Annotated in this window: 17 protein-coding genes and 1 pseudogene; 7 read left to right on the top strand and 11 right to left on the bottom strand. The window is 67.5% G+C overall.

What is annotated here, in order from left to right:
* Nucleotides 1-39: 39 nt before the first annotated feature.
* Both V6R86_RS04355 and rpsU read right to left on the bottom strand, forming a co-directional pair.
* Nucleotides 40-294 (bottom strand): annotated as a pseudogene (locus V6R86_RS04355) (FKBP-type peptidyl-prolyl cis-trans isomerase); the annotation flags it as partial.
* Between the two features lie 213 nt (nt 295-507).
* A complete protein-coding gene (gene rpsU / locus V6R86_RS04350) occupies nt 508-714 on the bottom strand; it encodes a 30S ribosomal protein S21 (protein WP_294007032.1) in 207 nt (68 codons plus the stop codon).
* Nucleotides 715-1016: 302 nt separating this feature from the next.
* Between rpsU and V6R86_RS04345 the strand changes: the two genes are divergently transcribed.
* Nucleotides 1017-1727: a murein L,D-transpeptidase catalytic domain family protein gene (locus V6R86_RS04345; RefSeq protein WP_338502441.1), complete on the top strand. Its 711-nt coding sequence runs from the start codon at nt 1017-1019 to the stop codon at nt 1725-1727.
* Nucleotides 1728-1783: 56 nt separating this feature from the next.
* On the opposite strand, the gene V6R86_RS04340 is transcribed toward V6R86_RS04345, so the two are convergent.
* The gene (locus V6R86_RS04340) at nt 1784-3133 is read right to left on the bottom strand and encodes a L,D-transpeptidase family protein (RefSeq protein WP_338502438.1); all 1350 of its coding nucleotides are present in this window, start codon (nt 3131-3133) and stop codon (nt 1784-1786) included.
* A gap of 234 nt (nt 3134-3367) precedes the next feature.
* Here V6R86_RS04340 and V6R86_RS04335 point away from each other — a divergent pair, with 234 nt between their 5' ends.
* Nucleotides 3368-3682, top strand: a complete 315-nt coding sequence (locus tag V6R86_RS04335; protein WP_338502435.1) for a PilZ domain-containing protein — start codon at nt 3368-3370, stop codon at nt 3680-3682.
* 8 nt (nt 3683-3690) lie between these two features.
* Here V6R86_RS04335 and V6R86_RS04330 read toward each other — a convergent pair whose 3' ends face one another.
* Entirely contained in the window at nt 3691-4335 is a 645-nt protein-coding gene (locus V6R86_RS04330) for an arylesterase (RefSeq protein WP_338502433.1), read from the bottom strand.
* 56 nt (nt 4336-4391) lie between these two features.
* Between V6R86_RS04330 and V6R86_RS04325 the strand changes: the two genes are divergently transcribed.
* From V6R86_RS04325 to V6R86_RS04315, 3 genes are all read left to right on the top strand, one after another.
* Complete coding sequence (locus V6R86_RS04325) at nt 4392-5063, top strand: ABC transporter ATP-binding protein (RefSeq protein ID WP_338502431.1); 672 nt, start codon at nt 4392-4394, stop codon at nt 5061-5063.
* Between the two features lie 8 nt (nt 5064-5071).
* Nucleotides 5072-7549 carry an ABC transporter permease gene (locus V6R86_RS04320; protein WP_338502429.1) on the top strand — a complete coding sequence of 826 codons (2478 nt, stop codon included), beginning with the start codon at nt 5072-5074 and terminating at the stop codon, nt 7547-7549.
* 78 nt (nt 7550-7627) lie between these two features.
* On the top strand, nt 7628-7888 hold the full coding sequence (locus tag V6R86_RS04315; protein WP_338502427.1) for a hypothetical protein: 261 nt from the start codon (nt 7628-7630) through the stop codon (nt 7886-7888).
* A gap of 65 nt (nt 7889-7953) precedes the next feature.
* On the opposite strand, the gene V6R86_RS04310 is transcribed toward V6R86_RS04315, so the two are convergent.
* The gene (locus V6R86_RS04310; protein WP_338502426.1) at nt 7954-8847 is read right to left on the bottom strand and encodes a peptidylprolyl isomerase; all 894 of its coding nucleotides are present in this window, start codon (nt 8845-8847) and stop codon (nt 7954-7956) included.
* 47 nt (nt 8848-8894) lie between these two features.
* Here V6R86_RS04310 and purT point away from each other — a divergent pair, with 47 nt between their 5' ends.
* Complete coding sequence (gene purT, locus V6R86_RS04305) at nt 8895-10073, top strand: formate-dependent phosphoribosylglycinamide formyltransferase (protein ID WP_338502424.1); 1179 nt, start codon at nt 8895-8897, stop codon at nt 10071-10073.
* A gap of 2 nt (nt 10074-10075) precedes the next feature.
* A complete protein-coding gene (locus V6R86_RS04300; protein ID WP_338502422.1) occupies nt 10076-10483 on the top strand; it encodes a hypothetical protein in 408 nt (135 codons plus the stop codon).
* Between the two features lie 18 nt (nt 10484-10501).
* On the opposite strand, the gene V6R86_RS04295 is transcribed toward V6R86_RS04300, so the two are convergent.
* From V6R86_RS04295 to V6R86_RS04270, 6 genes are all read right to left on the bottom strand, one after another.
* Nucleotides 10502-10786 (bottom strand): hypothetical protein, encoded by a 285-nt coding sequence (locus tag V6R86_RS04295; RefSeq protein WP_338502420.1) that lies wholly within the window; start codon nt 10784-10786, stop codon nt 10502-10504.
* A 117-nt stretch (nt 10787-10903) separates the two neighbouring features.
* Nucleotides 10904-11029 (bottom strand): type B 50S ribosomal protein L36, encoded by a 126-nt coding sequence (ykgO, locus tag V6R86_RS04290; RefSeq protein ID WP_003046794.1) that lies wholly within the window; start codon nt 11027-11029, stop codon nt 10904-10906.
* A 67-nt stretch (nt 11030-11096) separates the two neighbouring features.
* On the bottom strand, nt 11097-11369 hold the full coding sequence (locus V6R86_RS04285; RefSeq protein ID WP_338502417.1) for a hypothetical protein: 273 nt from the start codon (nt 11367-11369) through the stop codon (nt 11097-11099).
* An 8-nt stretch (nt 11370-11377) separates the two neighbouring features.
* Nucleotides 11378-13006: a M28 family peptidase gene (locus tag V6R86_RS04280; RefSeq protein ID WP_338502416.1), complete on the bottom strand. Its 1629-nt coding sequence runs from the start codon at nt 13004-13006 to the stop codon at nt 11378-11380.
* Between the two features lie 11 nt (nt 13007-13017).
* Complete coding sequence (gene galE, locus V6R86_RS04275) at nt 13018-14007, bottom strand: UDP-glucose 4-epimerase GalE (RefSeq protein WP_338502414.1); 990 nt, start codon at nt 14005-14007, stop codon at nt 13018-13020.
* Between the two features lie 43 nt (nt 14008-14050).
* A complete protein-coding gene (locus V6R86_RS04270) occupies nt 14051-14449 on the bottom strand; it encodes a DUF2147 domain-containing protein (protein ID WP_338502412.1) in 399 nt (132 codons plus the stop codon).
* Between the last annotated feature and the right edge of the window lie 237 nt (nt 14450-14686).

Below are 14686 nucleotides of genomic sequence, written 5' to 3'. Positions count from 1 at the left end.
CGGGCTGTTGGGCGGAATCGGCGAGCCCGGCGGCGGGGTCGCGCCATAAGCGAGCTCACCCGGGATGCGGACCTTGTAACGGCCGTTCGGCTGCATATTCTGAAGCGCTTCGGCAAAGCCCGGCACGACCTGTTGCACCAGCAGCGGCGCATCCTGCGCTTCGTCGAACTTGGTCCCGTCGGGCAGCGTGCCCACGTAATCGATGATCACCCCGTCCTGCGGCCCGATGATCGCGCCTTCCCCGGCCTTGATCGTGCGGATCTCGACCCCGGTCGGGGTGACCTTCGGACCCATCTGACCGGCACCGGCAAATGCCAGGGCGGCGCCGGCGATCACCAGCAGGATGAGTCCTAGGGCAAGCCGCAGCCGGGTGGCGCTGGAAACGGGGCGAATTGGAACCTGGGTGGCGCTCATCGGTGGATCATCCTGCTGCGTGCGGCACAAAAGCAAAGGCCGCCCGGTAAGGGGCGGCCTCCTTGATGGTCAAGTGAAAGCGTCGAAAACGCCTTACCGGGCCCCTTCACGCTCGACGCGCTTGCGCTCGAGCTTGCGGGCGCGACGGATGGCGGCGGCGCGCTCACGCGCACGCTTTTCCGACGGCTTCTCGTAGTGACGGCGAAGCTTCATCTCGCGATAAACGCCCTCACGCTGCAGCTTCTTCTTGAGCGCGCGCAGCGCCTGGTCGACGTTATTGTCGCGAACGATGATTTGCATAAAAGTCCGTCACTCCATGATCTCAAAGGTTGCGCCCACGCCGCCGTTACCGGGCGGCTAGGCATCGCACTGCGTCATCCGAGGATGCTTCAAAGCAGGCGACCAAAGCGGCTGTCCGGGCGGCCAAGGGTCGTCCGGCGAGGAGCGGCCTCTACCAGCGGTTCCCCGATTCCACAACCCGCAGATGCCTGCTGCGGTGGAACGAGGGTATGGCAAGATCGGATTGGAACTTGGTTATCGCTCGTTAACCTATTGTCGTGTATAGACATTTCTTGTTCCCAACCACGACAGGAGGGATGTGGGTGACCTTGAATCGCCGCGATATGCTTCGCCATGTAGGATTAGGTGGTGGCGCCGCCCTGCTCTCCGGAGCCGCGCTGGCAGCCGATCTGCCGGGCCTGCTTGGCGGTTCAAAGCCGTTCACGAGTGAGCCGTTGGTCCGCGTGGCCCCCGCCCCCATCGCGCCGGCGACCCCGGTCGCGACACCGCTCGCTCCCATTGGCGTCGACCCGCAGCTGTTCGCGCGGGCCAAGGCGGCGCTTGAGCGGCACCGGCCGTCGCTGCGCCATACCGATCGCATCGGGATTGCCGATTTCTCGGCCGCGAGCCGCGATCCGCGCTTTCATGTGGTCGATGTCGCGACCGGCCAGGTGACCAGCCACCGCGTTGCGCACGGCCGTGGTTCGGACCGCGGGCACACCGGCTTCCTCGAAAGCTTCTCCAACGACTTCGGCAGCAACGCGACATCGAGCGGGGCTTATTCGACCGCCGATTTCTATCACGGCAAATATGGCCTCTCGATGCGCCTCAATGGCCTCGACTGGACCAACAACAATGCGCTGGGCCGCGCGATCGTCGCGCACCAGGCGTGGTATGCCGAGCCCGAGATGATCGGCATCCATGGCAAGCTCGGCCGCTCCGAAGGCTGCTTCGCCTTCGGCCGCGACAGCCATTTCGAAGTGATGCGGATGCTTGGCGAAGGCCGGATGATCTACGCCGACAAGCTCGCCTGAACGGCTATCACCGACAGTAGAAAGGAGCCCGGGCCGACCAGTCCGGGCTCCTTTTTTTAGCGAGCCGCCGACCGGACGGCCGGCTTGGCCCCGCCGTCGCGATCGTTCAGCGCGGTCAACACCGGCGCATCGCGCTTGTAGAGATCGGTATATTTGACGATCGACCCGTCGGTCAGCGCCGCCGCCGAGAAATAGACGATGTAGACCGGCAGCGGCTTCACGAAGGTGGCCGAAGTAGTCTTCTTCGATTCGAGCACCGCGTCGATCTTCTCCTTCGACCAGTCGCCGCCATCGTCGCTCAACAGCTCGGCGGCGAGATCGAGGATATGCTCGGTGCGAATGCAGCCGTGGCTGAGGAAGCGCGAGCGCGCATCGAACAGGCCGCGATTGTTGGTGTCGTGCAGATAGATGTTCTGCGGATTGTACATCACGAACTTGATCTTGCCGAGCGCGTTGGACGGCCCCGGCGGCTGGCGCCAGCGCTGGACCTTTCCGTCCTTGCCCTTGACCGCGACATAGCCCGGCTTGCGCGACACTTCGGCCGACAGGCTCGGCGGGACTTCCCACCACGGGTTGAGGATCACCCCGGTCGCCTGCACCGCAAGCTGCGGAGTCGGCGTCTTGGTCGCGCCGGCGATGGCACGGCGCTTCCAGCGGGTGACGCTGTTCTCGACCAGGGTCGCATGTTCGCCCGGCACGTTGACGATGATGTAGCGATTGCCAAGATCGCGCGGCAGCCACCGCCAGCGATCCATGTTGAGCCGGATGGTGCCGGTCGCCGCGGCATCCTTGGCGAGGCTCAGCGCATTCTTGAGCGACCCATATTGCGGGTGGGTCGGAAGCAGGTTGTCGAGCGTCGAGGCAACGCCCTGCCCCGCCAGCGCCGCGTCGAGCAATTCGCGCGTGCGGCCTTCGGGCAGGTCGGGATCCTTGACGAACCACTGCACCCGCGCAGCGCCGCGGACGTGGCCGAGCGCGAGATCGCGGACGATCAACGGCCAGACGGTATTCGCGGCGGCCGAAACCGAGGCGGGATCGCCCGACTTCAGCGCATTTTCCAGCAGCGCCGGATTATAGTCGCGCGGATCGAGACCCTCCTTGGCGACCGCCTTGACGTAGCTGAGCAGCTCGGTCGCCGCGGCGACCGGCCAGACGGCCGGCGGCGCTTCGACGACCGGTGCGGGCGCCAGCGACTCGGTGGTCGCGGGCGGGGTCGCCGTGGCCTGGGCCGGCGCCGGGGCGGTGGTGGTCGCGGCGCGGGGCGCCAGCGGATCGAGCGCGGCGGGCTGGCCCGACGTCGAGGACGTCACCGGGCGGACGGCCGGGGCCGTTGCCGGGCGGGTCTGCGCCCAGGCCGTACCGGCACTCACCATCAGCATCACCGAAATCGCCGCTCGCCCGCGCATCGCAACCCACCCTTGTTCTTGAACTCTGAGGCGCCTTCTGCCTCGCTTCCTTGTTACCGAAGATGAACGCATTTCTCCAGTGTCTGTCGGGCAACATTTCGCGCCATCGCGAAGCGCTTTGTCCAATAACGCCCACGGCTTAGCCCGGTCTGGCGTTTCCCTTCCGGATGCGCCATAGCCCCCTGCCGTTCGGTTTGCGGAAGGCCGCCGCCCGGCCCTCAGGAGTATGACAACTTGCCCATCGATGCCCGCATCGCAAAGGACCCGGCCGGCAGCGAACGCCGCGGCCAGCCGCGCGCTGCGGTGGAGATCGAGGCGCATGTGCGCGAAATGGGAATGACCGGCACCGAAGCGCGCGTGCTCAACATCTCCAACGACGGCTTCATGGCCGAAACCAGCACCGAGCATGAGGTCGGCGCGCGGGTCTGGCTGATCCTTCCCGGTCGCGAACGGGCCAGCGCGATCGTGCGCTGGACGGCAGCGGGCAAGCTTGGCGCGCAGTTCGCCGAGCCGCTCAGCGACGAGGCGTTGGCGCAGATCGGCGGCTGACGCGGGCTTTAGGGCTTGGCCTTGGCCAGCGCCCGCTGCACTGTCGGCAGGATACCCGTCACCATCCGTTTGATGCCTTCGAAATTGGGATGCACCCCGTCGCCCAGCAGCAGGGTGCGATTGCCGACCACGCCCTGCAGAAAGAAAGGGTAGAGGTCGGCGTCATATTTGCGGGCCAGCGTCGGAAAGATCGCTTCGTAGCGGCGACGGTAATCGGGTCCCAGGTTCGGCGCCGCCAGCATGCCCGCGACCAATACCGGAATGCCCTGCTTGTTCAGCTCCGCCAGGATCGCGTCGAGATTGGCTTCGGTGACCTTGGGATCGACCCCGCGCAGCATGTCGTTCGCACCAAGCTCGACGATCGCGAGGTCGGGCTTTCCGCCCATCCGCTGCAAGGTCCAGCTCAGCCGCGCGCGGCCACCGGCCGTGGTATCGCCCGATACACCGGCATCGTGCACCCGCGCCTTGATTCCGTTGCGGCGCAGCGCATCCTGCAACTGCGGCGCGAAGCCGAGGCCCCGGCCAAGACCGTAGCCCGCGGTCAGGCTGTCCCCGAAGGCGAGGATCAGCGGGCCGTCTTTATTCGACGAAGCAACCTGTGCGCTCGCCGGAACGGCCGCAAACAGGGCGGGGAAGAGAAGCCAGCGGATCATCCTGACCATCTAGGCCATTGTCGCCCCCCTGCAAGCTTCCTAGCTGCATGGATCACATGACCCAGCCCCTGATCCAGCTCGACGACGTCCGCCTCACCCTTGGCCAGGGCGCTGCCCGCACCGAAATCCTGCGAGGCATCAGCCTTCGCATCGAGGAAGGCGAAACGGTGGCGGTGCTCGGCGCGTCGGGTTCGGGCAAGAGTTCGCTGATGAGCGTGATCGCGGGCCTCGAGCGAGCGACGTCGGGAACGGCGCGGGTGCTCGGCGAAGACATGGGGGCGCTGGGCGAAGATCAGCTGGCGCGGCTTCGCGGTCGCTCGATCGGCGTGGTGCTCCAGGCCTTTCACCTGCTGCCGACCATGACCGCGCTCCAGAACGTGATGGTGCCGATGGAGCTGTCCGGCGCCCCCGACCCGCGCGAGCGGGCCAGCGCCGAACTCGCCGCGGTTGGCCTTGCCGCGCGCGAGAACCATTATCCGACGCAGCTTTCGGGCGGCGAGCAGCAGCGTGTGGCCATCGCTCGCGCCACCGCGCCTGCGCCCGAGCTCTTGCTGGCCGACGAGCCGACCGGCAATCTCGACGCCGCGACGGGTGCGAAGATCATCGACCTGTTGTTCGACCGCGTCGCGGCGGCAGGCGCGGGCCTCCTCGTCATCACCCACGATCCCGCCGTCGCCGAGCGCGCCGGGCGCGTGCTGCGGATCGCCGACGGGCTGCTCGCCCGATGAGCGGAGGCGTGAGCGCGGGACTGAAGCTCGGGCGGCGCGATCTGGCGCAAGGGATCGGCGGCCTCTGGCTGCTGCTCGCCTGCCTCACCATCGCGGTCGCCGGCCTCGCCGCGGTCACCAGCCTGTCGAGCGCGATTTCCTCCACTATCGAAAGCCAGGCCCGCGAACTGCTCGGCGGCGACCTCTCGCTCAGCGTCGCCCAGCGCAGCGCGACGGCGGAAGAACGCGCCGCCATCGCCCGTCTCGGCACCGTGCGCGAAAGCGTGACCTTGCGCAGCACCGCGCAGATCGGCGGCCAGACCGCACTGGTCGATCTGTCGGGCGTGGACGAACGTTGGCCCGCCGCTGGCCGGGTCACCCTGACCACCGGCCGCATGCCGGCAACCGCCGGCGAAGCCGCGATCGGGCGCGAATTGGCCGAGCGCTATTCGCTGCGTGTCGGCAGTTCGCTTCGCCTCGGCTTTGCCGATTTCCGGGTAACTGGGATCATCGACACGCTTCCCGCCCCGTCGGGGTTCGCGCTCGCCCCGCCTGTACTGGTCAGCCGCCCCGGGCTCGACGCCACGCGGCTGGTCCAGCCGGGCAGCCTCTACACCAGCGCGTATCGCATCGCGCTTCCGCCCGGCGCCGCGTTCGAAGGGCTCGGCGAAGCCTTCCAGAAGCGTTTTCCCGAAGGCGGCTGGCGGGTCACCGACAAGAGCGAAGCTGCCGGCGGCACCCGCCGCTTCACCGAGCGGACCGGGCAGATGCTGCTACTGATCGCGCTGGGCGCGCTTGGCATCGGCAGCATCGGAATCGCGTCCGCCGCCAGCGCCTTTGCCGCCTCGCGGCGCTCGACCATCGCGATCCTTAAGGTCCACGGCGCCCGCACCCGCGATCTCGCCGTCATGCTGGGCACCAGCGTGGCCCTGCTGGCGCTCGCCGCGATCGTGCTTGGTCTGGCGGTGGGTGCCACGGTTCCGGCCATCGTCGGCCGCGCCGCCGCCGACCTCCTTCCCGTGGCGCCCGATCCGAGCCCGCAATGGGGCGCGCTCCTTCAGTCGGCAATCTTCGGGTTGTTGGTCACCCTGGCCGCGGCCTGGGTGCCGCTTGCCCGCGCCGCCCGCGCCCGCCCCGCCGCCGTCCTGCGGGGCGACGTGGACGAAGGCGGCAGCGACCGCCGCGACCTCCTCGTGCCGTTGCTGGCCGGCGCAGGCGTGGCGGCGCTCGCCATCCTGACGTCGGGCAACGCGCTGGTCACCGCCACGACCCTGGCCGGCGGCCTCGCGCTGGCGTTCGTCTTTGCCGGCGCGGGCAAGCTGCTCGCCCTTGCCGCCCGCCGCTTCGGGGCGCGGGGCGGCCCGATCACCCGCCTCGGTCTTGCCGCGCTCCACCGCCCGGGAGCCGCCACCGTCCGCCTCAGCGTCGCGCTCGGCCTCGGCCTTGCTCTTCTGGTCGCGCTGGCCGGCATCGGCGGGAGCGTTCGAGCGGAACTCGGCGGCTCGATCCCCGCCAAGGCGCCGGCCCTGTTCATGCTCGACATTCCGGCAGCCGACGAGACGCTCTTCCGGGCCCTCGCCGCGCGCGATCTGCCCGGCGCCGATCTCCGCCTCGTTCCCTCGCTGCGTGGCCCGGTGACCGCGTTGAACGGCAAGTCCGTGTCCGAGCTCGAATCGATTCCCGAAGGCGCCTGGATCCTCCGCGGCGACCGCGGCCTGACTTTCGCGCGCGACCTTCCCGAAGGCAACGAGGTCGTCGCGGGGCAATGGTGGCCCGCCGATTACGCCGGCCCGCCTCTGGTCAGCCTCGATATCGAAGCGGCGCGCGCCCTCAATCTCAAGATCGGCGACACCATCACCATCGCGGTGCTCGGCTCACCGATCGAAGCGCGGATCGCGAGCTTCCGCACCATCGACTGGCGCAGCCTCGGCTTCAACTTCGCCATCATCTTCGCCCCCGGCACGCTCGAACAGGCGCCCTACACGCTGATGGCGACCGCCTCGCCCGATCGCGGCGCGTCGACCCTGGCCTTCGAGCGCGCGCTCGCCGCCGACCTGCCGATGGTCAGCACTATTCGGGTCAGCGACGTGGTGGCGCAGGTCACTACGATCCTCGAAGGCCTCGACAATGCGATCCGCCTGGCGACTCTGGTGGCCATCCTGATCGGGGTAACCGTCCTTGCGGGCGCGGTGGCCGCGACGCGGCGGACCCGGATGCGCGAAAGCGTGCTGCTTAAGCTGGTTGGCGCCACTCGCGGACAGGTGCTGGCAGCGCAAGCGATCGAATTCGCGGCCATGGCCGGGGGCATCGTCACGCTTGCGTTCGTGACCGGGACGGCCGCCGCTTACGGCGTCGTCACCTGGCTGTTCGAACTACCCTTCAAGCCCGATTGGCCCTCTTTGCTGGCGCTTCCGCTGGCTGGGATGCTGGTCGCCATTTTCACTGCAATGGCAGCAGCTTGGCCCGCCTTGGCGGCCCGTCCCGCAACGGCACTGAGGAGCGCCTGACCAACCTATGTGAGCATGGTTGTAACGGAACCGCACTCTTCCTTCCCCGTTATATCGGGCTGAAAGGATTGCCCGATCATGACCAATTTCCCGACGCTGGGCGAGCTGGGCCTGAAGCACGATCCGAAAGGGCGTGGCTATCACGCCGTGTACCGCGAACATGAAGTCAATCACTGCCCCGGCTGCGGCCGGACCCACTGGCTGATCGGCCGGATGAGCGCGGAATGTGCGTTCTGCGCCACTGCGCTGCCGCTCGCCGAAGCCAGCACCCGGCATCACCACGGGCCCGCGGTCATTCAGCACCGAAATCGCAATCAAGGAAACGCCTGGGCGGCGTAACGAGACGTCCCCTCGGCGTCACGAAGGGCAGCGGTAGTAATCGCTCGCCTGTCGAAAGGGGACGACTAACGCGAGGAAGAGGGCGCCGGTGTCCGTCTGACGGGCACCGGCGCATTGCAGAGATCGACCCCGCCCGAAGGGATGTTGAAGAAAGCGTCCTTGCGATTGGCCCGCGCCCGGACGTAGCTCGAAAAGGTCGCGCTAGCGGTATTCATCGCCTGGAAGCGCGGCCGCTCCGCCTCCGGCATCGCTGAAGCCAGCCGCACCGCCGCGATCATCCGCGCCACCGTTCCCGCTTTGTAGATTCCCAGCGCTTCGGTCCCGCGCGGTAGCGCCGACATGTTCTCGATGCCTTCCACTAGGCGGCCGACCAGCGCGATGTTGCGGTCGAGGTGCCGCGGCGCATGACCGATCACGGCATAGAGTTCGCCGCCCATGCCCGTATCGGGCGCCATGTCGCGGCCGACGCCGACCATGCCGTAGCAATGCGTAAGATTGGCGCGCCCCGTTGCCGGGTTCCACGCCACCGGCCAGCCGAGCGCGTGGCCGACCCGCGGGGCATAGGCGTCCGAATAGCCGAGCGGACGGGGGGTGAGGCCCCGCAGCGGCCGGTCATATTCGGCGGGCGGCTTCTTCACCACGCTCGCCGGCACCGCAGGGCCACCTTCATTGACGCCCCACTGCGTCACGTAATTGTCCTGCACCCGGTAGATGCTCGCCCCGTTCCAATATCCCGCACCGGCCAGCGCGCGGATGTTGGCGACGTGCACGGGCGCGAACGCGGGCGCGAGCTCGATGATCGTCCGCCCGCCGCCCTGATAATCGATCACCATCAGATCCTCGGGCCGAATCTCGCGCCACGCCGTGGCGGGCGACTGGGCGACGATTTCCGAGGGGGTCAGCGGTTTGGGCGCGGCGGGGGCGGCCTGGGCGGCGGCGAGGGCGAGGAGGAGCGTCATGACCGCAGCCTATCGCGGTCCGCGCGCTTGCGGTAGGCGTTTGTCCCATGTTCCTTGCCAAGCTCATGCTGCTGGGGTCGGGCGAACTCGGCCGCGAAGTGGCGATCGCCGCCAAGCGCCTCGGCTGCGACGTCGTCGCCTGCGACCGCTACCCCAATGCTCCCGCGATGCAGGTCGCCGACACGGCCGAAGTCTTCTCCATGCTGGACGGCGCCGCCCTGCGCGCGGCGGTCGAGAAGCACCGGCCGGACTTTATCGTCCCCGAAATCGAGGCGATCGATACCGCGACACTGGCCGCGCTCGAAAGCGGAGGCTGGCACGTCGTGCCGACCGCCCGCGCCGCCCAGCTCACCATGAACCGCGACGGCATCCGCCGCTTCGCCGCCGAAGAGCTCGGCCTCACCACCAGCCGCTACCGCTTCGCCGAAACCGAAGACGAAGCGCTCGCCGCCGCCGCCCATGTCGGCCTCCCCTGCGTGATCAAGCCGGTGATGTCCTCGTCAGGCAAGGGCCAGAGCACAGCCACCACCCCGAACGAGGTCCGCACCGCCTTCGCCTACGCCATCGAAAAGATGCGCGGCGACCGGCCGATGGCGATCGTTGAGGAGTTCATTGGCTTCGACAGCGAGATCACCCTGCTGACCGTGGCGGCGGCGGACGGCATCCTTTTCTGCGCACCCATCGGGCACCGCCAGGAAGGAGGCGATTATCGTGAAAGCTGGCAGCCGGCGGCGCTCGCCCCGCAAGTGCTGGAAGACGCGCAGGAGCAGGCCGCGACCATCGTCCGCGCGCTGGGCGGACGCGGGCTGTTCGGCGTCGAATTCTTCATCGCCGGTGGCCGCGCGATCTTTTCGGAGCTCAGCCCGCGTCCGCACGATACCGGCATGGTCACCCTGATCGGTCAGGAGCCCAACGAATTCGAGCTGCACCTGCGCGCAATCCTCGGCCTCCCGCTCGGACCCATCGTCCAGCGCGGCCCGAGCGCATCGGCGGTGATCCTCGCCGACCGCGCCTCCGGCAATTTTCGCTTCGAAGGGGTCGGCGACGCGCTGGCCCAAGGCACAGTGGAAACCCCGATCGACCTTCGACTGTTCGGCAAACCGGAGACCCTGGTCGGTCGGCGCATGGGCGTCGCGCTGGCCCGGGCGACGAGCATCGATGCGGCGGTGGACGCAGCCAAGGCTGCCGCCGCCGCGGTGAGGATCGTCACGGTGGAGGAGAAATGAGAATGCGTGTTGCGCTTGTGTCCCTGTCGGCGCTCGGTCTTGCGGCCTGCGGAAGCGGCGACAATCAACCGGCGGCCAAGCAGGCGGAAATCACCGTCCGCAGCGAAGAACAGAATGCGCTTCACCAGCTTGACGACATGAACCGCGACATCGCCTTGAAACGCGCGATCCTCGCCAGCGGCCTGCGCTGCAAACGGGTGGTCCGCTCGGGCTACGTCACCGAATATAACAAGCTGTCGATGTGGCAGGCGGACTGCGACGACAAGCGCAGCTGGGGCATCTTCGTCGGGCCCGACGGCAGCGCGCAGGTCCGGCCGTGCACCGACAATGCGCGGTTCAAGCTGCCGGAATGCAAGATAGCGGCCGACCCCAGCGGGCGGACCGAGCGCGGGATCGCCAAGGCCAGCTGATCACCGGCCCCGGTCCGATCAATCGCAGCGGCGGCTTTCCTTGAATTCGCCCGTCGCGGTCTTTTCGCGAACGACGATGCAATTGCCCTGCTTCGATTCCTCGCGCCAGCCGCCATTGGACGTCGCGACGCGGTTGCCGGGCTTGGGCACCCGCTGGCCGTTGCAGATCTGATAATTCATGCCCGGCGGCGACACGCAGCCCTGGCCGGCCGACTGCGCCGAGGCCGAAGCAGGCAGCGCAGCAAAACCGAGCCCGGCCGCAACAAGCGCGGTGGCAAAGGTGGTGCGGGCGAACATACTCATCGAATCGGCTTCCTCTTAGTGGAAGCAGATATAGGTGGCGACATATGAACCGCCACTGACGACGGACCGCATTTTTTCAGGGATGAAGCGAGCCGGCCTGTTTCAGACCGGTTCAGCTTAGCCCTGACGCGCCTTGAAGCGGCGGTTCGTCTTGTTGATGACGTAGGTCCGGCCACGGCGACGGATCACGCGGTTGTCCCGGTGGCGATCCTTGAGGCTCTTGAGCGAATTGCGAATCTTCATGGCGGGTGGACCCGTCTCTCTAATATCTGGTTGTCAGCTGACGCCCGTCGGGCTTCGGCCAGCGCCCCTATGGGAGGGGCGGCTCTGAGTCAAGTTTGCTCCGCCGCTTCACCGGCTTGAATCCGAGCGCGGAGGCTATGCGGATTCCAAGCGACGACCCGCACAGCGCCGCGATCAACGTCGCGATATCCGCCCGCCGGCCGCGCTCGTGGAGCCAATCGAGCGACCATCGCCGCGCCGCCCATTCGAGCGCCAGCCAGAAGATCGAGAACAGGATGAAGCACAAGAGGACGATGAGCAGCAAGTCCTTCCAGTCGATGACGGTCGGCTTCTGCTCCATCGCCGCCCTCAGCGCGCCAGCTTGGGCTGCCCGGCGCCGAAGGCCCGGCCGAAATAGCTGTCGGCATACCAGCGCGGGCGTTCGGGGGCGTCGGCGAGCTGCCGCGCGATGCGATAATTGAGTTCCCCGAACCGCGCCGCCGCGTCCCAGTCGATCCCCTGCCCGACTTCGTCGCACGGGCTGTGGTAGCAACCGCTGAGGAATTTCTTCCACTGCGCTTCGCCGCCATTGGCATAGCCGGTCATCAGAAACACGCTCGGCACCCCGCGGGTCACGAAGCGATAATGGTCCGAGCGGGTGAACAGCCCTTGCTCGGGCATGGGATCGGGCGTGGCGGTGACCTGCATCGCCGCGCCGGCCGCGTCGACCGCCTTGACGATATTGCTATGCTCGGCCCCGAACGCGATCACGTCGCGGAACGGATACAGCAGCAACGGCATGTCGAGGTTCACCAGCGCGGCGACCTCGTTCAGGCGCACGGTCGGGTTGGTCGCGAAATAATCGGCGCCGGTCAGCCCCAGCTCCTCGCCGGTGACCGCCAGGAACAGCAGGCTGCGCTTCGGCGCCTGGCCCGACGCCACGAACGCGCGCGCAGTCTCGAGCATGGTCGACACGCCGCTCGCGTTGTCGAGCGCGCCATTGTTGATCGCATCCTCGCCCGGCTTGGCATTCCGGCGCACGCCGATGTGGTCGAGGTGGCCCATCAGGGCGACATATTCCTGCCGAAGCTTGGGATCGCTGCCGGGCAGCACCGCGACGACGTTCGGACTGGTGAAGTCCTCCCACTTGCTGGTGGCTTCGACGCGCAACGTGCCGGTCAGCGGAAAGCCCTTGGGTTGGCGGCCGGCGGCGGCCTCGGCCTGCACCGCCGCAAGGGTTTGGCGGGCACCGGCGAACAGGCGCTCGGCGGTCGCCTTGCTAAAGCTGATCCGCAGCAGCGGCGCGGCGCGGCCCTGGCCCGACCCACCCTTGCCGTCGGCCCAGTTGGTCACCGGGCGCGTGCCGGCCATCGCCAGCGAACCCCAATTGCCGGCCGGATTGGCGGTGATCTCGACATAGCCGACCGCGCCGCGCGCCGCCGCATTCTGCGCCTTCACCTGATTGAGGTGCGCGGCGATGTCGCTGGGCACGCCCTTGGGGGTGCCGCTGAAGGCGACCACGATCTTGCCGCGGGCATCGACGCCCCGATAATGGTCGATGCCGAGCACCGGGTCAGCTATGCCGTAGCCGACGAACACCAGCCCGGCGTTCACCTTCATGTCCTTGGTAACGAGGTTCGGGCGGACCGACAGGTCGGTGCCCTGGACCAACGGGGTGGCGGCACCGCGCGTCGTCAGGCTGGCGGTCGGCGTGCCGTCCAGCGTCGCACGGCGATAGGGCACTTGCTGATACCAGTTACCTTTGTCGCCGCCCGGCTTCAGCCCCAGCGCCTGCAACTGGCTGACGACATAGCCCGCGGCGATCTCATGCCCGCGGCTGCCCGTGTCGCGGCCTTCGAGAAGGTCGCTGGAAAGAAAGGTCATGTGCGCCTTGACCCGCTCGGCGGCGCTGGTCTGCGGCAGCGTGGTGGCGGCGGGCTGGGCTGCGCCGATCAGCGCAAAGGCAAGCGGCAGGGCGGCAAGGGTGATGAAACGCAACGACGAAATCCTCAGCTGGGAAGGCGGCGCTCCCATTCGAGCGCGCTCCGGATGATCGTCGCGGTATCGGCGTATCGCGGCGTCCAGCCGAGGCGTTCGACCAACCGGCGGTTGGAAGCGACCAGTTGCGGCGGGTCGCCGGCGCGGCGTTCGCCCATCACCCGCTTGATCGGGGTGCCGTTCACCTCGTCCAGCACATCGAGCATTTCCAGCACCGACGTGCCGCGCCCGTAGCCGATGTTGAGGGTGAAGCTTTCGGCCGGGTCGGCCATCAACGCTTCCAGCGCCAGGACGTGGGCGCTCGCAAGGTCGGAGACGTGGATATAGTCGCGGACGCAGGTGCCGTCGGGCGTCGGGTAATCGGTCCCGAACACATCGACATGGGTGCGCTTGCCGACCGCGGTTTCGCAGGCGACCTTGAGCAGGTGGGTCGCGCCCTTGCTGGCTTGGCCCGAGCGGCCCTGGGGGTCGGCGCCGGCGACGTTGAAATAGCGCAGCGCCCCATAGTTGAAGGCGCCGGTGGCGGCGATGTCGCGCAGCATCTGCTCGCTCATCAGCTTGGACCAGCCATAGGGATTGATCGGTCGGGTCGGGGTGTCCTCGTCCACCGGCGAGGTGTCGGGCGCGCCATAGGTGGCGGCGGTCGAGGAGAAGAGGATGTGCTTGATCCCCGCCTTCATCGCCGAACCGATCAGGCTGTGCGTCGCGACGGTGTTGTTGCCGTAGTAATAATGCGGGTCGCTGACGCTGTCGGGAACCACGATCGACCCGGCGAAATGCATGATCGCGGTGATCGGATGCGCTGCGAACAGATCCGCCATTGCGGCCGAATCGCCGACATTCACCTCGACCAGTGGCACGCCCTCGGGGATCGCCTCGCGGCGGCCGTTGGAGAGGTTGTCGGCGACCACCACCGGCCAGCCGGCGTCGTGAAGGGCGAGAACGGCGTGGCTGCCGATATAACCGGCGCCGCCGGTGACGAGGATGGTGGGCTTGGTCATGGCCGCAGCGCTAGCGGCGCGTCACGCCCGTGAAAAGCCTAGCTCAGCTGACGCGGGTCCAGATCTGGGTCTTGCAGACAACGCCCATGAAGCAGCCCGACACCTTCATCTGGGTGCGCGAGGTCATGGTCACGGTGCTGCCGACCTTGCGGCCGAGCTTGGGCACGAACACCTGCCCCTTCCAGCGGTTGGCGCCGGCGGGACGCAGGCTGCTCAACATCTGCTCGCCCTCGAGTTCGTCGACACCGTAGCGGGCCGCCTTGGCTTCCTCGCGGGCGGTGGCGCTGACCACCTTGCCGCACCACGCATTGCCGCATGGCGCGACGCGCACCACCACCGACCTTTTGGGATTGGTCCACAGGCCTTCGAGTGGGCTCGCCGAAGCGGCGGCCGGAAGAGCCAGCATCAGGCTTGCGAAAAGCGAGAGAATCAGTGCGCGCATAAGCACTTACTTACCCCATCATGCCTTGCCACAAGCTTGCTCAACAGTGGCATCATTATGGCATGAAATGAGGCCGGGGTGCCTTGCCATGTAGGAATTACTCGAGCATGATGAACCTATATGGTTCTATATTGCTACCTGTTTTTGATGCTGTCGGAGTATTGGCAGCGGTGCTCTGGCCCTTTGGAATGACTGTGACCTTGTTCAGCTTCTTTGCCGGCGATGACCCCCGTCACC

The sequence above is a fragment of the Sphingomonas kaistensis genome (assembly GCF_036884275.1).
GTDB lineage: Bacteria > Pseudomonadota > Alphaproteobacteria > Sphingomonadales > Sphingomonadaceae > Sphingomicrobium > Sphingomicrobium kaistense_A.
This window is presented reverse-complemented; position numbering and strand designations above follow the sequence as displayed.